Here is a 20752-nt window from a genome sequence, read left to right on the forward strand (position 1 = left end):
GACTTACCCCTTGTAGAAGCCGCGCTGCAGTACCTTGCTCATGTCCACCGGCGCCTTGATGGCCTGCTTGGAGAGCAGGAAGTCGCCGATGGCGTTGGCGGTCTTGAGATCGGTATCGGTGAAATCGCGCACCACCGGTTCCATGTCCTTGAGCGAGTTCAGTGTCTGCGGCACCGGGATGCGGGTGACGGCCTGTACCGATTGCGCCGCGCGTGGCGGGTCCTTGCGGGTGATCTCGGCCGCTTCGGCCAGGGCCTTGAGGATATTGCCGGCCACTTCCTTGTTGGCGGCCAGCCAGCCGGCGGTGGCCGAGAGCCACAGCGTGCTGGTATAGCCGACGTCGCCACAGGTCATGAGCACATGGCCGCCCTGTTGTACGCCCAGCGTAGGCCACGGCTCCCAGACGAAGTAGGCGTCGATGTCGCCGCGCGCCAGCAGGGCCGGCAGCTCCGGCGGGCCGGAGCGCACCATCTCGATCTTGCTGGCGTCGAGCTTGAGTTGCTTGATGGTCAGGCCGGTGACGTATTCCGAGACCGAGCCGGCGACGATGCCGAACTTCCTGATCTTGTCGGCCGAGGTGATTTCCTTGCGGGCCACCAGCTTGAGGTAGGTCTTGGACTGGTAGGTCACGGCCAGCGGACGCAGCTCGGCGCGCGACAGGCGCACGATGTGCGTGGGTTCGCCGGCACAGCCCAGGTTGACCTGGTTGGCCACCAGCGCATTGAGCGCCTCGCCGCCATCGGTATAGGACTGCACCGTGACATTGGGGGCGCCGTGCTTGGCGAAGAGCTTTTCGTTGGCCGCCACGAAGAAGGCTGTGAACACCGGATCGGCACCGACGCCGATGGTGACGGGGGCTCCCTGTGCCAGGGCTGGCAGGGCAGGGGCGGCACCTGCGGCGAGCATCGAAGCGGCGCCGAGCAGAAGCTTGCGGCGTTGTGGCGAGACGGTGGAGTGGGTCACGAGCTTGGTCCTCTTTGTAAGGTTGGTGAAACGCCAGTGGAGTTGGCAGGCACAGCAGTAACAAAGGCAAAAACGTCACGGATGCTTGCGGCTGCGGCCGAGGCGCAGGCAAGACTTGGGAAGGGAATGCGCCTTAGCGCTTGATCCCCAGCTTTGCAAAAAGCGCGCCAGCGCTTTCGTAGTTTAGTTCCGAGAGCGCGGCGTGCTGGGTGACCACCATCGCATCGCGCACGATGCGTTGCATGCGGTGGGTGCGCTGGATGGCCGCCATGCCGGCGGCCTGGTAGGCGTCGTTGACCACTTCCATTGAGACCCGGGCGGCGTAGGTGGCCGAGAGCTTGAGCATCATGTCGATCTCTTCGGTGACGGGATTGCCGGCCACGATCTGTTCCCAGGCCTGTTCGCAGGCGTCGTAGAAGAACATGCGGGCGCTGCGCCACTTGGCTTCGGACAGGCCCAGCTTGATCTTGTAGTAGGCGCGGTCGGCCAGTCGCAGTGCGCCGGGCATGATCTTGGCGCCGCCGGCCATGTCGGTGACGATGTCCAGCGCGGCGCGGGCCAGTCCGATGTTGACGGCGGCATGCACCTCGGCCTGATAGGCCAGCGCCGGGTAGCGATACAGGGGTTCATCGATCAGGCCGGCGGCACCGCGTGCGCAGGTCCACTCATGGGCGACGAACTTGTCCTTGAGGCGGGTGTCGTGGCTGCCGGTGCCTTGCATGCCGACCACGTTCCAGTTGTCGATGATCTCCACCTCCTGTGCCGGCATGACGGCCATGAGCGCCGGTTTTTGCGTGCCATCATCGGCACCGGTGTTGTCCTTGATGCCTACGCCGATCCAGTCGGCGCCCTTGCAGCCGCTGGCGAAGTGCCAGCGTCCGGTGATTTCCCAGCCGCCGGGGACGGCCTTGGCTTCCTGCAGGGGATAGAGGCCGCCGGCATAGACCTGGTCGGGGCCATCGGCGTAGATCTTGCGTTGTGTTTCAATCGGCAGGGCGGCCAGATAGGTGTTGGCCGACCCGAAGGCGGCGACCCAGCCGGCCGAGCCATCGGCCTTGGAGATACGCTCGACCATGGCCAGGAAGGCCGCCGGCGCCAGCGCTTCACCGCCGAACTTGCGCGGCGTGCCGCTACGGAAGATGCCGGCCTTCTTCATCGTCGCGACGATGTCGCGCGGCACGTGGCCGAGCTGGTCGAATTCATCCCGACGGGCGGTCACTTCCTCGATGAGGACATCCATTTCGGGGGAGTCCGCATGCGGGGGCGCGGCGGTGACGACTTTCTTCTGGACGGGATAAACATCGAGCGTAATCGAATTCATGGCACACCACTTTGGTTGAAAGAAGGTAGCTGAGTGTCATCCTCGGTCAAAGCAGGGTCAAATTCTATTTAGGAATTGTCCCAATGAATATTAGTAATAATGAGTAGAGCGCTCCGTAATCGCGCACGGCGCCCCTGGCCGGTGCACGGCAATCTGGCGCAAAGCAGCTGTGGTCAAGGAGTTTCCGCTGGTCATGCACCAAACGCGAGAGCGCTGGCGACGTGCCGGGCAAATCATTTACGTTATTTATGGAGCTAATCCGTGGTGCGGATTTGCGTTGGGTGGGAGAGGCTGACTACCATCAATGCCGAGATTGAAATGAACGTCGTTCAGTTTCGTCATAGGCTCCTTCTGGCCTTCTTTTCAGGCGGACTTCGCGAGGAGTTCGCCTGTTTTCTTTCCTGTTCCTCTTTCTTGATGCTTCCCATTTTTCCTTCCGCTGAGAATGCGGGTGGAATGACTTCCTGCTTGCTCTTCTTCGATTTTCCTTCCCACGCTCATCGCCAGTAGGCATCGTTGCAGCCGGATTCCCCAATCATGCGCAACTGATATTGCAGCGGCTCGCGCTTGAGGATGTCGGTACGCAATATGGACACTGACCTGCCGGAAAGACGCAAGGTCCTGGTGAGGGTATCGAATTCGTTCGCAGCCAGTGCACGGATGCCGCAGGCGGCGTAGAGCCTGGCTTCGTCGGTGGCGCTGTCGTCATCGAGCATGCGCCGGAAATCTTCCAGCGCGGTGGGGTTTTGCAGGATGCGGCGATAACGTCGTTCGCTTTCGCTGATGTGGCCGATGAAGCCGACCTGACCGAGGGCGAAGACCGAGGTCTGTTTCAAAGCATGGATATCGTCTTCCAGCGCAGTAGTGGGCCATGCCGGAGCCGTCATGGCGATGCTGACAAACGATAGGGACAATGACAGAAGCAGGTGCGGTCTCATTGGTCTTCTTTTCCTTGATTGTCTGGGGTGGGTGAGTGCGCATGATGACGCGACCTTGCGCATCAATCGATCTACCCCAGGCATCACGTTAAAAAAGTACAGTTTCTTCGAACAATATGCAGAACGAAAAACGGCCGCTCTTATCAAGCGGCCGTCTTCAATGCGCGGAAATGAATAACGGTCTTAGTACCGATACCCCAGCGTCAGCATCACAGTCCGATCATCCCCCAGTGCCACCGCCCGTGCCAGGCCACCGGCATAGTAGTGGGTGTTGAAGATGTTCTTCACGTTCAGCGCGGCGCGCCAGCGTTCGGCGTTGTAGGCCACGCCGGCATCGGTGAGGACGTAGCCGGGGAGGGTGTAGCCGTTGGTGCGCATCATGCTCTGGCCATGCACGCCGCCATTCAATTCCCAACCACTGAGTTCGCCCTTGAGGCGGTAGCGGGCGCTGGCGGTGAAGTTGTGACGCGGGACGTTGTCCAGCCACTGGCCAACGGTGGTGCTGCGTTGTCCGCCGTCGTCGGTGACGATGGCGGCGGTGTAGGAATAACCGGCATTCAGGCTCAGGCCGTTGCGCAGGTCGGAGGTGATGCTGATCTCGCCGCCTTGCGAACGTTGTTCGCCCACCGCGATGTTGAAGCCGGTATTGACCGGATCGCTCACGAGCACGTTGCGACGGCGCAGGTCGAATACGGCGACGTTGAGGCTGGTGCGGCCTTCGTCGAGATCGAACTTCACGCCTGCTTCCCATTGCTTGCCGGTCTCGGGCTTGAAGGTGCTGCCGCTGACATCGGTGCCGCTGTTGGGATAGAACGAGGTGGCATAGCTGATGTAGGGGCGCACGCCCTGCAGTACCTCGACCATCAGCGCCGCCGAGCCGGTGGTGGCGCTGGACGGGTTGTCGGTGTGGGTGCCGGTGCGCTGGTTGGTGGAATAGGTGGAGGCGTTGTCGTAGCGCAGTCCGGTCAGCAATTGCCAGCGCTGGCCGAAGCTGATTTTGTCGCGTGCATACAGGCCGGTGTCACGCACCGTGGTGGAGGTGTTGGTGGTGGCCGCGGTGGGGCAGGTCATGCGCGCGCCATAGACCGGGTTATACACATTGAGGGCGGCAATGCTGCAGGTGTAGGACAGGTTGTCTTCGCGGGAATTCAGGTAGTCCGTGCCGAGGGTGATCTCGTGCTTGCCCAGCGCGGTGTTGAAGCTGCGCTGGACGTTGGTGTCCATCGTGAAGGTCTGGCCTTCGAAGGTCTGGTCGGTGGCCTGGCGGGTGAGGTTGCGGCTGGTGCTGGCGAGCGCGTTGTTGGTGATGACCTGTCCGCTCATCTCGAACTGCTGGTAGCGCACATTGTTGTTGAGCGTCCAGCCATCGTCGAAGCGATGCGTCAGGGCATAGCCGATGCGGGTCTCGTTGGCGGCATAGGGGCGCGCACCCGGTTCGCCGATGAAGAGGCTGCGCGGCAGGGCGCCGTTGACGTTGGGGTTGATCGAACCGGACAGCGGCAGGCCTTGCTGGCGCACGTAGCTGCGTTCCTGGTAGCTGGTCAGGATGGTGAAGTCGGTGCGCGCACCCAGGTCCAGCGACAGTGAGGGCGCGATGTAGCGGTTCTTGAACCAGACGTGGTCGGTGGCATCGTCCGAATTGGAAATCAGGCCATTGATGCGGAAGGCCTGCTTGCCGTTCTCCGACAGCGATTTGTTGAGATCCACCGTGGTCTGGTAGAAGTTGTGGCTGCCTGCGGTGACGTCGATGTTGGCGAAGTCCGTTCCCTGCGGGCGCTTGCTGACCATGTTGACCAGCCCGCCCGGCAGCACCAGGCCATAGAGCAGGGAGCCCGGTCCCTTGAGCACTTCCACCTGCTGCAGCCCGAACAGCTGCTCGGCCACGCGCGAGCTGGCGGTGGTGCGCAAGCCATCGAGGTAGAGCGAATCGGAGGCGACCTGGCCGCGGATGATCAGATCGTCCCAGCCGCGTCGGCCATATTGCTGCGCCACCACACCGGGGACGTTTTCCAGGGCATCGGCCAGGGATACGGCTTGCTGGCTGTCCAGCATGGCGCGGGTGACCACGGAGACCGACTGTGGGGTCTGCGACAGTGGGGTATCGGATTTGTTGACCTGGGTGCGGGTGGCCTTGAACTGGGTATCGTTCATGCCATCGGCAACCACATCCACCGTGGGCAGTTGAGACGTTGCGGTAGTGGTGGCGTCATTCGGTGCCGTGACCGGGGCGACAGTCTGGGCGTAAGCACCAGCAGATGAGAATGCGAGCAGGACGGCGAGGGCGCCAGGTGAAAGAGAGGGCATGTTTTCTGATAATAATGAGAATAATTATTATTCATGATATCTCATCTGTGTGCGAAGCAATAGACTTTTCCGGTCTGGCACAAGTGGGCCATGCAGACCCTGTCAGGGCGCAGGCAATGCAGTGCAGCATGGGCAAGGGTTTGCAAGGGCGGAGAAGGGGCCTGCCTGGCGTTGCAAATTTGCAGCCCGGGTTTGCTGGCAGGAAATGCGCGGCGAACTTCATGTCGGCCTGTCAAATTTTTCATGTGAAATTGGTTTGACCAGAACAATCGTGACTGCTATCTTGGAACCGGTTCCAAAAGATTCAAATAAATGAGCAGCCCGGAACCGGAAGCACAAATCAACCCACGCAGTACAACGATTTGGCGGGCAACAGTGAGACAAAGCATCAAGACCGGCACCGACCGGGTCACCATCGCACAGGTTGCGCGGGAGGCCGGGGTGTCCAAGACCAGCGTATCGCGTTACCTGGGCGGCGAGTTCGACGCGCTGTCGGTGCGTCTGCGCGACCAGATCGGCAAGACCATTGCGCGCCTGGGCTATCAGCCCAGCCAGATGGCGCGTGGTCTCAAAGGCGGACGGACGCGGCTCATCGGCATGCTGGTGGCCGATATCCTCAATCCCTATTCGGTGGCGGTGCTGCATGGTGCCGAGGCGGCCTGTCAGAAGCACGGTTACACGCTCATGCTGTGCAATACCGGTAATGACGAGGCACGCGAGAAGCAATCGCTGGCGGCGCTGCATTCCTACAGCGTGGAAGGCCTGCTGTTCAATACGCAGGGGCGCAATGTGACGCCGCTGCGGGAGCTGGGGCAGGCGGCTTTTCCGGTGGTGCTGCTGGATCGCCATGTGGAAGGGTGTGACTTCGACCTGGTGGGCCTGGACAACGTGAAGGCCGCGCAACTTGGCACGCGCCACCTGCTGGCGCAGGGCTATACCGATATCGCGCTGGTGGTGCAGCCGCTGTATGGCGTCAGTTCGCGCCAGGGACGGCAGGCCGGCTTCCTGCAGGCGATGTCGGAGCGGCCCGATTGCCACGGTGAGACGCTGGAAGTGGATGTGGACCAGCCGGGTCATGTGGCCACGGTGCTGCGCGAATTCTTCCTGCGGCGTGCGGCGGCCGGCAGCCAGGGACGGGTGGCGATCCTGGCCGGCAACGGCATGGTGTCGCTGCAGATCGCGCTGGCCTTGCAGAGCATGAAGCTGCGCTTCCCCGATGATCTGGGGCTGTTGTGCTTCGATGAACTGGCCTGGTCGCCGTTGGTCGGCAGCGGCATCAGTACCATCGAACAACCGACTTACGAAATCGGCTTTACCGCCATCGAGCGCCTGCTGGTACGCATTCAGGGCGAGCGCTCGGTGCGCATGGAACTCCTGCTGGATGGGCGACTGATCCACCGTGGGTCGTCGGCCAGCGTGGCCGAGCATCCAGAGCGCGCCCGGGTGGCAGGCATCAGCGAAAAAATCCACACGACGAACACCCTCCAGTACGCTACAGCCTAGCGTGCGTCTGGAACCGGTACCACCGGCAGTCGAGGAAATACAGGCTACTGGTAAGACCTTAAAACAGGACGGAGGATCAGATGCCGTCGGTGTTCGTCAACAGCAGCAAGCCCGGCCTGGCCGGGTTACAGACCTGATCGCGGGATCAAAGCAGGCACAGGCAATAAAGAGGGGCACAAGAATTCGTCCGGCGACCAGCGGGAGGGGTTCCGAGCCAAACGGACTGCCGTCACCACGGCAACTATCGAGGAGACCTACATGAGCATCAAGAAGATTTTCAACGCCAAATTCGTTGCACTGACGCTGGCAGCCGCCTGCGCGGTCGCCGGTGCCGCCAGCGCCAGCGCGCAGAGCATCGCCGAGCTGACCAAGAAGGGCAAGATCACCATCGGTGTGGTGAGCGGCACGCCGCCGTTCGGTTCGGTCGATGCCAAAGGCGTACCCATCGGCTACGACGTGGACGTGGCCAACCTGATCGGCAAGTACCTGGGTCTGCCGGTGGAAATCGTGCCGCTGGTGCCACCGGCCCGTATCCCGGCGCTGGAGTCTGGCAAGGTCGACATGCTGGCCGCGACCCTGGCACCCACGCCTGAGCGTGCCAAGTCGGTGCTGTTCACGATCCCCTACAGCGGTTTCGAGCTGTCCATCGTTGGCCCGGTCGGTTCCAACTACAAGAAGCTGGACGATCTGGTGAAGAAGAAGGTGGGTGTCTCGCGTGGTTCGACCAACGACACCGCGCTGACCCGCCTGGCGCCTCCGGGTACCGTGCTGGTGCGTTTCGAGGATGACTCCACCGTGACCCAGGCCCTGCTGTCGAACCAGGTCGATGCGATCTCGATTCCCAACACCATGGCCAATGAAATCGTGAAGTCGCGTGGCCAGGGCAAGATCGAAGTCAAGTTCCCGTACTCGGTGCAACCGAACTCGATGACCGTGCGCAAGGGTTCCTACGAGCTGCAGCAGTGGCTCAACAACTTCATCTACTACGTCAAGCTCAATGGCGAACTGGATGCGATCTCGCGCAAGTGGTCCGGCCCGCTGCCGAACCTGCCAGTGTTCTGATGGCTGGTACCGGTTGCGTCGCATTTGACGGAACCGGTCTGGCAGAAGCGGCTGCACGCAAGGCCTGGTCCTGCGGTGCAGCCTGGGTAGAACAGATCACGCGCCGGTCGGGAAGGAACGGCCGGCGCGGGTTTGTGGGAGGAGCACACGATGCATTACGATTTTCAGTTCGCGTTCATCTTCCAGCATCTTGATCAGTTGCTGGTTGGCGCGCTGCTCACCATACGCTTGAGCGCGCTGTCGATGATCTGCGGTTTGGCGGTGGGTATCTTCGGCGCCATCATTTCCATCCACGGCAGCGCGCCGGCGCGCTTTGCGGTCACGTCCTATGTGGAACTGATCCGCAGCACGCCTTTCCTGGTGCAGCTGTTCATCATCTTCTTCGGCCTGCCTTCGATCGGGGTGCAGGTCGATGCCAACATTGCCGCGCTGGTGGCGATGACGGTCAACCTCGGGGCCTATTCGACCGAGATCGTACGGGCCGGCATGATGGCCATCCATCCCTCGCAGATCGAGGCGGCGCAGGCGCTGGCCATGACGCGCGGGCAGGTGATCCGCCACGTGGTGCTCACGCCCGCGCTGGAAAAGGTCTATCCGGCCCTGGCCAGCCAGTTTACGCTGATGATGCTGGCCTCCAGTATCGTCTCGGCGATTTCGGCGGAAGAACTCACGGCCACGGCCAACCTGCTGGACGCCGAGACCTTCCGCAGCTTCGAGATCTACCTGGTGGTGATGGTGCTCTACATCCTGCTGGCATTGCTGTTCCGACTGGCCTTCTGGCTGATCGGCCTGGTGGTCTTCAAACGCCGTCGCCGTCTGGGCGTGGCGCGTCCGAGGAGAATGTAATGCTCGCCGAATTTTCCCTTGATAACTTCATCTTCCTGCTGGAAGCGGCGCAGTGGACGCTGTTGCTGTCGGTGCTGGCCTTCGTGGGCGGTGGCATCGCCGGCTTCATCGTGGCGCTGATGCGCACTTCCCATATCGGCGCGCTGCGGGTGCTCTCGACGGTCTATATCCAGATCATCCAGGGCACGCCGGTGCTGATCATCCTGTTCCTGTCCTTCTACGGGCTGGCGATCTTCGGTTACAAGCTGCCGCCGATGGTGGCGGCCACCATCGCCATGACGATCTACTCCAGCGCCTACCTGGGTGAGATCTGGCGTGGTTGTATCGAGGCCGTGCCGGTGCAGCAGTGGGAAGCCTCGACCGCGCTGGCGATGACCCGTTGGCAGCAGTTGCGCTACGTGATCCTGCCGCAGGCGGTGCGCATTTCGCTGCCGCCCACCGTGGGCTTCCTGGTGCAGATCGTCAAGAACACCTCGATCGCTTCCATCATCGGTCTGGTGGAACTGGCCCAGGCCGGCAAGCTGGTCAGCAATGCGACCTTCCAGCCCTTCCTGGTCTTCCCCATCGTGGCCGGTATCTACTTCGTTTTCTGCTATCCGCTGTCGCGCTTCAGCTTTGCCTTAGAGAGGAAATTACATGCCCATCGTTGAAATTGACAACATCACCAAGCGCTTCGGCAGCAACCAGGTGTTGAACGGCATTTCGCTGTCGGTCGAGCGCGGCCAGGTGGTGGCCATCATCGGCCGTTCCGGGTCCGGCAAGAGCACCATGCTGCGTTGCATCAACGGCCTGGAGACCATCGACGGCGGCAGCATCACCGTGGCCGGCCACAAGCTGACCAACAAGCACGAACACCTGATCGAGCTGCGCAAGGATGTGGGTATGGTGTTCCAGCATTACAATCTCTTCCCGCACCTGACCGTGGAGGAGAACATCATGTTGTCACCCCGCATCGTGAAGAAGACCGCCACCGAGACTGCCCGCGAGACCGCCATCAAGGTCTTGAAGCAGGTCGGCCTGGACCATAAGCGTGATGCCTATCCGGAGCAGCTTTCGGGTGGTCAGCAGCAGCGCGTGGCGATTGCCCGCTCGCTGGCCATGGAGCCGCAGGTGATGCTGTTCGACGAGGTGACCTCGGCGCTGGACCCGGAACTGACGGCCGAAGTGCTGAAGGTGATGGAAGAGCTGGCCCGTGGCGGCATGACCATGCTGCTGGTGACGCACGAGATGGAGTTTGCGCGCCGGGTGGCGGACCTGACGGTCTTCATGCACCAGGGCAAGGTGTGGGAGGCGCGCCCGTCCAAGGAGTTCTTCGCCGATCCGCAGACGCCGGAGGCCAAGCAGTTCATCGGTGCGGGAGCCATCAAGTGAGCCCGGTCCTGGTCGCTGCTTCGGCCTATGGCGCCGACCTGGTGCGACGGGTCGGCCATGCCGATCTGGTGCCGATGGTGGCGGCGGCCGGGGCGGCAGGCCTGGAGATACGACGCGAGCTCTTCGATGGTCCGCAGGACCTGACGGCGCTGCGTGCGCTGCTGGCGCAGCACAAGCTGTTCGCGGTGTATTCGGTGCCGCTGGAGCTGTTCGGCGCCGATGGCCGTTTTGACCACGAACAGATGACCCAGGCGATGGCCGAGGCCGAAGAGGTGGGGGCGCGTTTCCTGAAGGTGTCGCTGGGGCATTTCTCGGCGGGCAGCGATCTGCAGTCGCTGTTGCGCTTCCTCTCGCATGCCCCCATCGAAGTCCTGCTGGAAAACGACCAGACCCCGCAAGGTGGCCGGCTGGAGCCCATCGTCAGCTTCCTGGCGCTGTGCACCGGCAATGGCTATGCCTTTGGCATGACCTTCGACATGGGTAACTGGCGCTGGCAGGGTGTCGATCCCGAGACCGCCGCGCGCTCGCTGGCGCCGCACGTGCGTTACGTGCATTGCAAGGGCGTGCAGGAGGATCGCGGCAAGCTCAAGGCAGTGCCGCTGCAGGCACAGGACAGCCACTGGCAGGCCATGCTGGCGCATTTCCCCACGGGCATCCTGCGGGCCATCGAATTCCCCCTGGTGGGCAGCGATCTGGAAGAGACCACGCGCCGCCATGTCGCCATGCTGGCGGCAGTCTGAGGACAACAACAATGACGATGCAACTGGATGTGGTGACCTGGGGTGAAGCCCTGGCACTGCTGGTGGCCGATGAGGTCGGCCCCTTCGAGGAAGTGGAAAAATACACGCGCCGCCTGGCCGGGGCCGAGACTAATGTAGCCATCGGACTGGCGCGCCTGCGCCTGAAGGTGGGCTGGGCCAGCCGGGTGGGCAATGATGCTTTCGGGCGCTTCATCCGCCAGCGGGTGGCGCAGGAGGGCGTGGATGTCAGCCGTGTGCTGACCGACAGTGAATTCCGTACCGCCATCCAGTTGAAGGCCAAGGCCGTGGATGGGGCGGATCCGGCCATCGAGTATTACCGCAAGGGCTCGGCGGCCAGTCATCTGTCGCTGGCCGATTTCGATGCCGACTACTTCGGCGCGGCGCGGCACTTGCATGCCACCGGCATTGCACCGGCCCTGTCGGCCACGACCATGGCGTTTGCCCATCATGCGATGGATTTCATGCGCAGCCAGGGCAAGACGATTTCCTTCGATCCCAATCTGCGGCCTATGCTATGGCCCTCGCAGGAAGTGATGGCGCAGCAGTTGAATGCGCTGGCCTTCAAGGCTGACTGGGTGTTGCCGGGCCTGGCCGAGGGCCGGATTCTGACCGGCCACAGCGAGGCGCGCGATATCGCCGCCTTCTATCTGGAACGTGGCGTGCAGATGGTGGTCATCAAGCTCGGTGCGGAAGGCGCCTACTGGCGCAATGCGCAGGGCGAGGGCAGGGTGGCCGGCGTCGCGGTCAAGGAAGTGGTCGATACCGTGGGCGCCGGTGACGGCTTTGCCGTGGGCGTGATCAGCGGCATGCTGGAAGGCTTGCCGGTGGAGCAGGCAGTGATGCGGGGCAACCGCATCGGTGCCTTCGCCATCCAGGTGGTGGGCGATATGGAAGGCCTGCCGACACGGGCCGAGCTGGAGGCGGCTTCGGCCTAGTTTCTTCCGGCGGGTTTTAATACACAGGGATAACGATGAAGCAGCGTGTAGTGGTCTACAAGAAATTGCCCGAAGCGTTGGCGCAGCGCCTGCAGTCGGAGTTCGACGTGAGCTGGTTCGACCGCGTCACCGAGGCCAATCGCGCCGACTTCATCGCCGCGCTCAAGACCGCGCACGGCATGATCGGGGCCAGCCTGCCGATCACCAATGCCATGCTGGAGGGGGCGCCGGAGTTGAAGATCGCCTCCACCATCTCGGTCGGGGTGGACAATTTCGACCTGGAGTATTTCCGCCAGCGCGGCCTGATGCTGGCGCATACGCCGGGCGTGCTGACCGAGGCGACCGCCGACACCATCTTTGCCCTGATCCTGTCCACCGCCCGCCGGGTGGTGGAGCTGGCCGGGTACGTCAAGGCCGGTCAGTGGAAGGGCAGTATCGGCGAGGCCCAGTTCGGCGTGAACGTGCACGGCAAGACCCTGGGCCTGATCGGCATGGGACGCATCGGCAGCGCGGTGGCGCGCCGGGCGCATCATGGTTTCGGCATGCCCATCCTGTATCACAATACCCGCCCCAATCCCGAGGCCGAGCGCGAACTCGATGCGCGCTATGTCAGCAAGGAAGAGCTGCTGGCGCAGGCCGACTTCGTCTGCCTGATGCTGCCGTTGACGCCCGCCACCGAGCGCATGATCGGCGCGCGCGAATTCGGGATGATGAAGCGCAGTGCCATCTTCATCAATGCCTCGCGAGGCCGTATCGTCGATGAGGCCGCGCTGATCCGCGCGCTGCAGGACAAGACCATCTACGGCGCCGGCCTGGATGTGTTCGAGGTCGAGCCGCTGCCGGTCGAGTCGCCCCTGCTGACATTGTCGAACGTGGTGGCCTTGCCCCACATCGGTTCGGCCACCCACGAAACCCGCCTGGCCATGGCCGAACTGGCCGTCACCAACCTGATTGCCGGCCTGCGCGGCGAACCGGTTCCCCACCTGGCAGTCTGATCCCCACGGATATTGCCCGCAGGCACAGCCCGGGCGATTCCGCTGCATGAAGTTTTTTTCACTTGCGCAGCATTTCCTCTTCCGTTCACGTGAATCTTTGGTGTATGCTGCGAACATTAAAAAGAACGATCGTGCTAAAAAACGGTAGGCAGTTCGTTTTGCTTTTATAATCCTGCGGAAGTTTACGTTTACGTCAATTCCTTTTTGCAAGGGCCATGCGATGAAAGTATTAGTACCAGTCAAGCGCGTCGTGGATTACAACGTCAAGGTGCGCGTCAAGAGCGACGGCAGCGGCGTCGATATCGCCAACGTCAAGATGTCGATGAACCCGTTTGACGAAATCGCGGTGGAAGAAGCCGTGCGCCTGAAAGAAGGCGGCAAGGTCACCGAGGTGATCGCCGTCTCGGCCGGTGTGACCCAGTGCCAGGAAACCCTGCGCACCGCCATGGCCATTGGCGCCGATCGCGGCATCCTGGCTGAAGTCGGTGCCGATGTGGAACTGCAACCGCTGGCCGTGGCCAAGATCCTCAAGGCGCTGGCCGAGAAGGAACAGCCGCAGCTGATCATCCTGGGCAAGCAGGCCATCGACGATGACTGCAACCAGACCGGCCAGATGCTGGCAGCCCTGCTGGGCTGGCCGCAAGCCACCTTCGCCTCCAAGGTCGTGCTGGAAGACGGCAAGGTCAGCGTGACCCGCGAAGTGGACGGCGGCCTGGAGACCCTGGCCCTGACCCTGCCGGCCATCATCACTACCGACCTGCGCCTGAACGAGCCGCGTTATGTGACGCTGCCCAACATCATGAAGGCCAAGAAGAAGCAGCTGGACACCGTCAAGCCCGAGGAGCTGGGCGTGGACGTCACCCCGCGCGTGAAGACGCTCAAGGTCACCGAGCCGGCCAAGCGCAGCGCCGGCGTGAAGGTGCCGGATGTCGCGACCCTGGTCGCCAAACTGAAAAATGAAGCCAAGGTGATCTGATCATGACCGCACTCGTTATTGCTGAACACGACAACGCCAGCCTCAAGGGCAGCACCCTCAACACCATTACCGCCGCCGTGCAGGCGGGTGGTGACGTCCACGTGCTGGTGGCCGGTTCCAACGCCAAGGCCGTGGCCGACGCCGCTGCGCAAGTCGCCGGTGTGGCCAAGGTCCTGTTGGCCGATGGCGCGCAATTCGCCGATGGCCTGGCCGAGAACGTGGCCGAACAGGTCCTGGCCATTGCCAAGGACTACAGCCACATCCTGGCGCCCGCCACCGCCTACGGCAAGAACATCCTGCCGCGCGTGGCCGCCCGCCTGGACGTGGGCCAGATTTCCGACATCACCAAGGTGGAGTCGGCCGATACCTTCGAGCGTCCCATCTACGCCGGCAACGCCATCGCGACCGTGCAGTCGATCGACCCGATCAAGGTCATCACCGTGCGTACCACCGGTTTCGATCCGGCTGCACAGGGTGGTTCGGCCGCCGTGGAGAGCATTGCGGCGGTGGCCGATTCGGGCAAGTCCAGCTTCGTCGGCCGTGAAGTCGCCAAGTCGGATCGTCCGGAACTGACGGCCGCCAAGATCATCGTCTCCGGTGGTCGTGGCATGGGCTCGTCGGAAAGCTTCAAGATCCTGGAGCCGCTGGCTGACAAGTTGAACGCCGCCATGGGCGCCTCCCGCGCCGCCGTCGATGCAGGTTACGTGCCCAACGACTGGCAGGTTGGCCAGACCGGCAAGATCGTGGCGCCGCAGCTGTACATCGCCGTCGGTATCTCCGGCGCGATCCAGCACCTGGCCGGGATGAAGGATTCCAAGGTCATCGTCGCCATCAACAAGGACGAGGAAGCGCCGATCTTCTCGGTGGCCGACTACGGCCTGGTGGGTGACCTCTTCGAGGTCGTACCGGAGCTGGTCAAGCAGCTCGGTTGATCACACCGTACCGTAGTTTTCGCCCCGGCTTTCGCCGGGGTGTTTTCATGCAAGCAAGGAATGCCGCCAGAGCGTTCCCTATTGGAGGTTGGAGATGAGTTACACCGCACCCGTGAAGGATATGTTGTTCGTCATGAACGAACTGGCCGGCCTGGCTGCCGTCAATGCGCTGCCCGGCTGCGAAGATGCCACGCCGGAAACGGCCGAGGCCATCCTGGAAGAAAACGCCAGGTTCTGCAGCGAGGTGGTCGCGCCACTGAATCATTCCGCCGACAAGCAACCCAGTTCCTGGGCCGATGGCAAGGTGACCACCAGCCCCGGCTTCAAGGAAGCCTTCCGTCAGTTCGGCGAGGCTGGCTGGCAAGGCGTGCAGCACCCGGTGGAGTTCGGCGGGCAAGGCCTGCCCAAGCTGCTGGCCACGCCCTGCATCGAGATGCTGAATTCGGCCAACCTGTCCTTTGCGCTGTGCCCGCTGTTGACCGACGGCACCATCGAGGCGCTGATGACGGCCGGTACCCAGCAGCAGAAGGAAACCTTCATCGCCAACTTCATCTCCGGCAAGTGGACCGGCACCATGAACCTGACCGAGCCGCAGGCCGGCTCCGACCTGGCGCTGGTGCGTACCCGTGCCGTGCCGGAGGGGGATGGCACCTACAAGCTCTTCGGCACCAAGATCTTCATCACCTACGGTGAGCACGACATGGCCGAGAACATCGTCCATCTGGTGCTGGCCCGTACCCCCAATGCGCCTGAAGGCGTGAAGGGCATTTCGCTGTTCATCGTGCCCAAGTTCCTGGTCAATGCCGATGGTTCACTGGGTGAGCGCAACGACGTGCATTGCGTTTCCATCGAACACAAGCTGGGCATCAAGGCCAGCCCGACGGCCGTGCTGCAGTTCGGCGACCATGGTGGCGCCATCGGCACGCTGGTGGGTGAAGAGAATCGCGGCCTGGAATACATGTTCATCATGATGAACGCGGCGCGCTTCGCCGTGGGCATCCAGGGTCTGTCGGTGTCGGAGCGTGCCTATCAACAGGCGGTGGCCTACGCCCGCGACCGCGTGCAGTCGCGGGACCTGGCAGGCTCGCCGGGGCCGGTGGCGATCATCCGCCAGCCGGACGTGCGCCGCATGCTCATGTCCATGCGCGCCCAGATCGAGGCGGCGCGTGCGCTGGCCTACGTGGCCGCGGCCACCTCGGATGCGGCGCACTTCAGCGACGACGAGGCCACCCGCAAGGCCAATCAGGCTTTCTATGAATACCTGGTGCCCATCGTCAAGGGCTGGATCACCGAGCTGTCCATCGATGTCACCTCGACCGGCGTGCAGGTGCATGGCGGCATGGGCTTCATCGAAGAGACCGGCGCTGCGCAGTATTACCGCGATGCCCGTATCCTGCCCATCTACGAAGGCACCACGGCCATCCAGGCCAATGACCTGGTCGGCCGCAAGACCACCCGCGATGGTGGCGCAGTGGCCAAGGGCATCCTGGGTCAGGTGCGTCAGACCGTGTCCGAGTTGCAGGGTGATGCGCAATTGCAGCCCATCGCCACGCGCCTGGCCGAGGCTGCCGATGCGCTGGAACAGGTGGTCGATTATGTGGTGGGCAACGTCAAGGGCGACATCAAGGCGGTCTTCGCCGGCAGCGTGCCTTACCTGAAGATGGCCGGCGTGGTGCTCGGCGGCTGGCAGATGGCGCGCGCGGCAGCGGTATCGGCCTCCAGGCTCAAGTCCGGCGAGGGTGACAGCAAGTTCTACGAGGCCAAGCTGGCCACGGCGCGTTTCTATGCCGAGCAGATTCTGCCGCAGGCGCTGGCCTATCGCACGGCCATCGTCGAGGGTGGCCAGGCGGTCATGGCGCTGGACGAAGACCAGTTCTGACCCGGTCTTGAACCTGTCAGCCCGGAAGGCCGCTCTGGCGGTTTTCCGGGCTTGTGTCTTTCTGGGGAGTTTGCGTGGGCCTTCAGCCGAAGGCGCCGCCGGTGAAGAGCAGGTCAAAGCTGCGCGCCAGCAGGGCGATCACGCCCATGGCACCCAGGCCGACGGTGAGTACCAGGATCACCGCCAGTATCCAGTGCGATTCCGAGCTCTTGCCACTGCCGACATTGTGCCGGGCATCCCATTTCTCGTCAGGCGTGAGACCGATTACCGGCGCTTCCAGGCAGGCGATCAGCGCGGAGAGCACCAAGGGCAGGGCGGTGAACAGTCGGGGAGCTTCCGGTTGCGCCGCCATCAGGCCCAGCGACAGCGGGATGGCCAGGATGTGCAGCCAGCCGAAGCGGTCGCGTCCGCCGTACAGATAGAAGCGATGCAGGCCGATGCTGCCGGTCACGGTGGCCAGGAAGGTCGTCAGGGTCTTGTTCTTGTGGCGGGGTGCTGAAGGCATGCCGGTTGTCTCTTTGTTCTGGTTGTTGCCGTGGCGCATGACGCTCCCGGCAATGTTGTTGTCAAGCTGTCGGCGCAGTATAGCCGAGGCGCTGGTGCAGGGGGCTTGCCTGCGGGATAGCCCAGAAGGCCTGCCGTGGCCGATGTGGCAGCAGATCTGATGTCATTTGGCATCAGATCTGCTGCTTTTTGGGGCGTTTTGGGGTGTTTCTGCGTTGGTCAACTGCACAAAAGCACCAAGCAGCTTGCCCGAGGGTGGGGAAGTCCGTTATAATCTGCGGCTTTTCCGTGTCCGTATTCTTACTGGAACCATTATGGTCGTTATTCGTTTAGCTCGTGGCGGCGCCAAGAAGCGCCCCTTCTACAACATCGTTGCAACCGACTCGCGCAATCGTCGCGATGGCCGTTTCATCGAGCGCATCGGCTTCTACAACCCGGTCGCTTCGGGCAAGGAAGAAGCAGTGCGTATCGCTGCTGACCGCCTGGCTCACTGGCAAGGCGTTGGCGCACAACTGTCGCCGACCGTTGCTCGCCTGGTTGCCCAAGCTGGTACCAAGGCTGCTGCCTGATCAAGTTTTTCCTGTCTGATCCGGCGCTGCGACCTGTCGTGGCGCAAGTGAGAAGAACAGGTCTGGCGTACTCATGACTTATCCAGCCCAGGCGGGTTTCTCCGCACCCGGCGATCTCGTGGTCGTCGGCCATGTGACAGGAGCCTACGGAATCCAGGGCTGGATTCGCGTGCGTCCGTATTCTTCGGAAGCGGATGCCTTGTTGAATGCCAAGACCTGGTGGCTGGAGAAATCCGGCCAGCCCAAGCAGGACGTCGATGTCATGCAGTCCAAGGGGCATAGCGGCGATATCGTCGCGCGCCTGACCGGGGTAGCCGACCGCAATGCGGCCGAAGCGATGAAGGGAACGGTGGTCTCCATCTCCCGCAAGCACTTCCCGGCACTAGATGACAATGAATTCTACTGGGTCGACCTGATCGGCTCGGCGGTGGAAAATCTCCAGGGTGAACAGCTGGGCGTGGTGTCCGACATGATGGACAACGGCGCTCATCCCATCCTGAAGGTGACGGCTCCGACACAGGAAACTGCGGTCGAGCCCGAAGACGCTGTCGAAGCAAAGCCCAGGAAGGGCGCCAGGGAGAAATCCGTGGCTGCGCCTGAGATGCTGATCCCCTTCGTCGACCAGTTCGTCAAGACGGTACTGCCGAAGGACAAGAAGATTGTCGTCGACTGGGGCAGGGACTACTGAATGTTGGAGAACTACTGACCGCCCAGGTCAGTTTTTCTTTTCCGCCCCGCTTGATGTCGAGAGTTACCTGGAAATGGAGGCGTGATGCAGTTTGATGTCGTCACTCTGTTTCCCGAAATGTTTGCCGCGCTGACGCAATCCGGCATTACCCGCCGGGCGCTGGAGCAGAAGCGCTGGGGCTTGTCGCTGTGGAATCCGCGTGAATTCACCACCGACAACCATCGCACCGTGGATGACCGTCCCTATGGGGGTGGTCCCGGCATGGTGATGCTGGCCAAGCCCCTGCAGGCGGCCATCGAGGCTGCCCAGGCACGCCAGCAGACGCTGGGCCTGGCCAAGCCACGGGTGATCTACCTGTCGCCGCAAGGCGCGCCGCTGACCCATGAACGGGTGGTGCGGCTGTCGCAGGACAGTGGGGCCGTGCTGCTGTGCGGCCGCTATGAAGCCATCGACCAGCGCCTGCTCGACAAGTGCGTGGACGAGGAAATCAGCATCGGTGATTTCGTGCTTTCCGGCGGCGAACTGCCCGCCATGGCGTTGATGGATGCAGTGATCCGGTTATTGCCGGGTGCGCTCAACGATAGCGCCTCGGCCGTGGAAGACAGCTTCGTCAACGGGCTGCTGGATTCGCCGCATTACACGCGTCCGGAAGTCTATGAAGGTGAGCCGGTGCCCGCCGTCCTGTTGGGTGGTCACCATGCCGAGATCCAGAAATGGCGTCGGCAGCGTGCGCTGGAAGCCACCTTGACCAAGCGCCCCGATCTGATCGTCAGGGCCAGGGAACAGGGCCTGTTGAGCAAGACCGATGAAAAGTTTCTGAGCAGCCTGCCACAGCCGTAGTCGGTATCGCCGGCATGCAGGTCGCCAAATCGAAGTCGTACCAGCAGTACCGCAGGTCCAGCGATGGACCCGCACCGTGCAGCGGCCTGGCCGTTGCGTTTGAAACCCCATCCTCTACCGGGCTACACAATCAGCCTTCGGGCAACGGCGCCGGCAAGATGGTTACAGGAGCAAAAAATGGATCTGATCCAGCAACTCGAGCAAGAAGAGATCGCGCGTCTCGCCAAGAACATTCCCGACTTCGCCCCCGGCGACACCGTGATTGTCAGCGTCAACGTGGTTGAAGGCACCCGCAAGCGCGCCCAGGCCTACGAAGGCGTGGTCATCGCCCGCCGCAACCGTGGTCTGAATTCCAACTTCATCGTGCGCAAGATTTCGTCCGGTGAAGGCGTTGAGCGTACCTTCCAGCTGTACTCGCCGCTGATCGCTTCGATCGAAGTCAAGCGTCGTGGCGACGTGCGTCGCGCCAAGCTGTACTACCTGCGCGAACGTTCGGGCAAGTCGGCACGTATCAAGGAAAAGCTGCCCAGCCGCGCTGCAAAGGCTGCTGCTGCCGAGTAATCGGTTGCATGTTGATGCGTCAGGAAAAGGGGTGTCTCGCGACACCCCTTTTTCGTTTCCGTCAGTTGCATTGCATTCTTCGTTGAATTCCGATTAACAGATCTCAGATCAAGCGAGCACATCGTGGCCAGTTTCGATCCCGTCAACCTGCCGGTGGATGCCGTCGCCGGCGAAAGCGCCCTGGAAGCGGCGCGCCTGAACGCCGACTGGCTGCGCCAGCGCTTTGCCACACCGCCGCGCTGGGAACCCGAGCACAGCGGCGACCAGTTGGCACGCATGGCCGAGACCAAGGGCCGCTTCCGGCTGGCTTCGGTGTTGATTCCGATCGTGCTGCGGGAAGAGGGGATGACGGTACTCTTCACGCGCCGCACAGCTGACCTGAAGGATCATGCAGGCCAGATCAGCTTCCCCGGCGGTCGTCGCGAAGACTATGACGGCTCGGCCATCGAGACCGCCTTGCGCGAAACCGAGGAAGAAATCGGCCTGGCCCGCCAGTACGTCGAAGTCATCGGCTCCCTGCCGGATTACTTCACCGGCACCGGCTATCGCGTCACCCCCGTGGCCGGGCTGATCCAGCCACCGTTCGAAGCAGTCGGCGATCCCCGTGAAGTGGCGGAAATCTTCGAGGTGCCGCTGGCCTTCCTCATGGATGGCGTGAACCATCAGCGCCGTTCGGTGGAACTGCCCGCGCCGGTCGGGCGCCGCAGCTTCTATACGATGCCCTACGACCGTTATTTCATCTGGGGCGCGACGGCAGGCATGCTGCGTAATCTCTTCCACTTCCTGCGTAGCTGAACTGTCCAC

General features: G+C 62.5%; 21 protein-coding genes. 16 read left to right on the forward strand and 5 right to left on the reverse strand.

Features of this window, described 5'->3' with window-relative positions; genetic code table 11:
* Nucleotides 1-3 precede the first annotated feature (3 nt).
* The 4 genes from HFRIS_RS06080 to HFRIS_RS06095 all read right to left on the reverse strand — a co-directional run bounded on the left by HFRIS_RS06080 (nt 4) and on the right by HFRIS_RS06095 (nt 5526).
* Nucleotides 4-963, reverse strand: a complete 960-nt coding sequence (locus HFRIS_RS06080; RefSeq protein WP_006462389.1) for an ABC transporter substrate-binding protein — start codon at nt 961-963, stop codon at nt 4-6.
* Nucleotides 964-1096: 133 nt separating this feature from the next.
* Complete coding sequence (locus tag HFRIS_RS06085) at nt 1097-2284, reverse strand: acyl-CoA dehydrogenase family protein (RefSeq protein WP_006462390.1); 1188 nt, start codon at nt 2282-2284, stop codon at nt 1097-1099.
* Between the two features lie 497 nt (nt 2285-2781).
* Nucleotides 2782-3171, reverse strand: a complete 390-nt coding sequence (gene mchS3 / locus HFRIS_RS06090; RefSeq protein ID WP_152486645.1) for an MchS3 family protein — start codon at nt 3169-3171, stop codon at nt 2782-2784.
* 234 nt (nt 3172-3405) lie between these two features.
* A complete protein-coding gene (locus HFRIS_RS06095) occupies nt 3406-5526 on the reverse strand; it encodes a TonB-dependent siderophore receptor (protein ID WP_039874658.1) in 2121 nt (706 codons plus the stop codon).
* 375 nt (nt 5527-5901) lie between these two features.
* Between HFRIS_RS06095 and HFRIS_RS06100 the strand changes: the two genes are divergently transcribed.
* The 11 genes from HFRIS_RS06100 (at nt 5902) to HFRIS_RS06150 (ending at nt 16786) form a co-directional block, all read left to right on the forward strand.
* Nucleotides 5902-7029 carry a LacI family DNA-binding transcriptional regulator gene (locus tag HFRIS_RS06100; protein ID WP_006462393.1) on the forward strand — a complete coding sequence of 376 codons (1128 nt, stop codon included), beginning with the start codon at nt 5902-5904 and terminating at the stop codon, nt 7027-7029.
* Nucleotides 7030-7287: 258 nt separating this feature from the next.
* Nucleotides 7288-8091, forward strand: a complete 804-nt coding sequence (locus HFRIS_RS06105) for a transporter substrate-binding domain-containing protein (protein WP_006462394.1) — start codon at nt 7288-7290, stop codon at nt 8089-8091.
* Nucleotides 8092-8241: 150 nt separating this feature from the next.
* Entirely contained in the window at nt 8242-8937 is a 696-nt protein-coding gene (locus tag HFRIS_RS06110; protein ID WP_006462395.1) for an amino acid ABC transporter permease, read from the forward strand.
* Nucleotides 8937-9587 (forward strand): amino acid ABC transporter permease, encoded by a 651-nt coding sequence (locus HFRIS_RS06115; RefSeq protein ID WP_006462396.1) that lies wholly within the window; start codon nt 8937-8939, stop codon nt 9585-9587. Before HFRIS_RS06110 ends, HFRIS_RS06115 begins: the two co-directional genes overlap by 1 nt.
* Nucleotides 9574-10308 (forward strand): amino acid ABC transporter ATP-binding protein, encoded by a 735-nt coding sequence (locus HFRIS_RS06120; RefSeq protein ID WP_006462397.1) that lies wholly within the window; start codon nt 9574-9576, stop codon nt 10306-10308. Before HFRIS_RS06115 ends, HFRIS_RS06120 begins: the two co-directional genes overlap by 14 nt.
* Nucleotides 10305-11048: a sugar phosphate isomerase/epimerase family protein gene (locus tag HFRIS_RS06125; protein ID WP_006462398.1), complete on the forward strand. Its 744-nt coding sequence runs from the start codon at nt 10305-10307 to the stop codon at nt 11046-11048. The genes HFRIS_RS06120 and HFRIS_RS06125 overlap by 4 nt, the downstream gene beginning before the upstream one ends.
* Nucleotides 11049-11059: 11 nt before the next feature.
* The gene (locus HFRIS_RS06130) at nt 11060-12004 is read left to right on the forward strand and encodes a sugar kinase (protein ID WP_006462399.1); all 945 of its coding nucleotides are present in this window, start codon (nt 11060-11062) and stop codon (nt 12002-12004) included.
* A 35-nt stretch (nt 12005-12039) separates the two neighbouring features.
* Nucleotides 12040-12999, forward strand: a complete 960-nt coding sequence (locus HFRIS_RS06135) for a 2-hydroxyacid dehydrogenase (protein ID WP_006462400.1) — start codon at nt 12040-12042, stop codon at nt 12997-12999.
* A 220-nt stretch (nt 13000-13219) separates the two neighbouring features.
* Nucleotides 13220-13975: an electron transfer flavoprotein subunit beta/FixA family protein gene (locus HFRIS_RS06140; RefSeq protein WP_006462401.1), complete on the forward strand. Its 756-nt coding sequence runs from the start codon at nt 13220-13222 to the stop codon at nt 13973-13975.
* Nucleotides 13976-13977: 2 nt separating this feature from the next.
* Nucleotides 13978-14907, forward strand: a complete 930-nt coding sequence (locus HFRIS_RS06145) for an electron transfer flavoprotein subunit alpha/FixB family protein (protein ID WP_006462402.1) — start codon at nt 13978-13980, stop codon at nt 14905-14907.
* Nucleotides 14908-15001: 94 nt separating this feature from the next.
* The gene (locus tag HFRIS_RS06150) at nt 15002-16786 is read left to right on the forward strand and encodes an acyl-CoA dehydrogenase (protein ID WP_006462403.1); all 1785 of its coding nucleotides are present in this window, start codon (nt 15002-15004) and stop codon (nt 16784-16786) included.
* Between the two features lie 82 nt (nt 16787-16868).
* Here HFRIS_RS06150 and HFRIS_RS06155 read toward each other — a convergent pair whose 3' ends face one another.
* Nucleotides 16869-17291: a TM2 domain-containing protein gene (locus HFRIS_RS06155; RefSeq protein ID WP_039874719.1), complete on the reverse strand. Its 423-nt coding sequence runs from the start codon at nt 17289-17291 to the stop codon at nt 16869-16871.
* Between the two features lie 313 nt (nt 17292-17604).
* Here HFRIS_RS06155 and rpsP point away from each other — a divergent pair, with 313 nt between their 5' ends.
* The 5 genes from rpsP to HFRIS_RS06180 all read left to right on the forward strand — a co-directional run bounded on the left by rpsP (nt 17605) and on the right by HFRIS_RS06180 (nt 20743).
* Nucleotides 17605-17859 (forward strand): 30S ribosomal protein S16, encoded by a 255-nt coding sequence (rpsP, locus tag HFRIS_RS06160; RefSeq protein ID WP_006462405.1) that lies wholly within the window; start codon nt 17605-17607, stop codon nt 17857-17859.
* Between the two features lie 73 nt (nt 17860-17932).
* Complete coding sequence (rimM, locus tag HFRIS_RS06165; protein ID WP_006462406.1) at nt 17933-18547, forward strand: ribosome maturation factor RimM; 615 nt, start codon at nt 17933-17935, stop codon at nt 18545-18547.
* Between the two features lie 84 nt (nt 18548-18631).
* Nucleotides 18632-19387, forward strand: coding sequence for a tRNA (guanosine(37)-N1)-methyltransferase TrmD (gene trmD, locus HFRIS_RS06170; RefSeq protein WP_006462407.1), 756 nt, complete (start codon nt 18632-18634; stop codon nt 19385-19387).
* 177 nt (nt 19388-19564) lie between these two features.
* Complete coding sequence (gene rplS / locus HFRIS_RS06175; protein ID WP_006462408.1) at nt 19565-19948, forward strand: 50S ribosomal protein L19; 384 nt, start codon at nt 19565-19567, stop codon at nt 19946-19948.
* Between the two features lie 123 nt (nt 19949-20071).
* Nucleotides 20072-20743, forward strand: a complete 672-nt coding sequence (locus HFRIS_RS06180; RefSeq protein ID WP_006462409.1) for a CoA pyrophosphatase — start codon at nt 20072-20074, stop codon at nt 20741-20743.
* Nucleotides 20744-20752 lie beyond the last annotated feature (9 nt).

The sequence above is a fragment of the Herbaspirillum frisingense GSF30 genome, from assembly GCF_000300975.2.
Taxonomy (GTDB): Bacteria; Pseudomonadota; Gammaproteobacteria; order Burkholderiales; family Burkholderiaceae_D; genus Herbaspirillum; species Herbaspirillum frisingense.

What these genes read in the sequence shown, in the direction of transcription:
- HFRIS_RS06085 (WP_006462390.1), bottom strand. Translation starts at nt 2,284, where the DNA reads ATGAATTCGATTACGCTCGATGTTTATCCCGTCCAGAAGAAAGTCGTC.
- rpsP (WP_006462405.1), top strand. Translation starts at nt 17,605, where the DNA reads ATGGTCGTTATTCGTTTAGCTCGTGGCGGCGCCAAGAAGCGCCCCTTC.
- HFRIS_RS06120 (WP_006462397.1), top strand. Translation starts at nt 9,574, where the DNA reads ATGCCCATCGTTGAAATTGACAACATCACCAAGCGCTTCGGCAGCAAC.
- HFRIS_RS06105 (WP_006462394.1), top strand. Translation starts at nt 7,288, where the DNA reads ATGAGCATCAAGAAGATTTTCAACGCCAAATTCGTTGCACTGACGCTG.
- HFRIS_RS06095 (WP_039874658.1), bottom strand. Translation starts at nt 5,526, where the DNA reads ATGCCCTCTCTTTCACCTGGCGCCCTCGCCGTCCTGCTCGCATTCTCA.
- HFRIS_RS06130 (WP_006462399.1), top strand. Translation starts at nt 11,060, where the DNA reads ATGACGATGCAACTGGATGTGGTGACCTGGGGTGAAGCCCTGGCACTG.
- HFRIS_RS06135 (WP_006462400.1), top strand. Translation starts at nt 12,040, where the DNA reads ATGAAGCAGCGTGTAGTGGTCTACAAGAAATTGCCCGAAGCGTTGGCG.
- rimM (WP_006462406.1), top strand. Translation starts at nt 17,933, where the DNA reads ATGACTTATCCAGCCCAGGCGGGTTTCTCCGCACCCGGCGATCTCGTG.
- HFRIS_RS06110 (WP_006462395.1), top strand. Translation starts at nt 8,242, where the DNA reads ATGCATTACGATTTTCAGTTCGCGTTCATCTTCCAGCATCTTGATCAG.
- HFRIS_RS06155 (WP_039874719.1), bottom strand. Translation starts at nt 17,291, where the DNA reads ATGCCTTCAGCACCCCGCCACAAGAACAAGACCCTGACGACCTTCCTG.
- trmD (WP_006462407.1), top strand. Translation starts at nt 18,632, where the DNA reads ATGCAGTTTGATGTCGTCACTCTGTTTCCCGAAATGTTTGCCGCGCTG.
- HFRIS_RS06140 (WP_006462401.1), top strand. Translation starts at nt 13,220, where the DNA reads ATGAAAGTATTAGTACCAGTCAAGCGCGTCGTGGATTACAACGTCAAG.
- HFRIS_RS06145 (WP_006462402.1), top strand. Translation starts at nt 13,978, where the DNA reads ATGACCGCACTCGTTATTGCTGAACACGACAACGCCAGCCTCAAGGGC.
- HFRIS_RS06150 (WP_006462403.1), top strand. Translation starts at nt 15,002, where the DNA reads ATGAGTTACACCGCACCCGTGAAGGATATGTTGTTCGTCATGAACGAA.
- mchS3 (WP_152486645.1), bottom strand. Translation starts at nt 3,171, where the DNA reads ATGACGGCTCCGGCATGGCCCACTACTGCGCTGGAAGACGATATCCAT.
- rplS (WP_006462408.1), top strand. Translation starts at nt 19,565, where the DNA reads ATGGATCTGATCCAGCAACTCGAGCAAGAAGAGATCGCGCGTCTCGCC.
- HFRIS_RS06115 (WP_006462396.1), top strand. Translation starts at nt 8,937, where the DNA reads ATGCTCGCCGAATTTTCCCTTGATAACTTCATCTTCCTGCTGGAAGCG.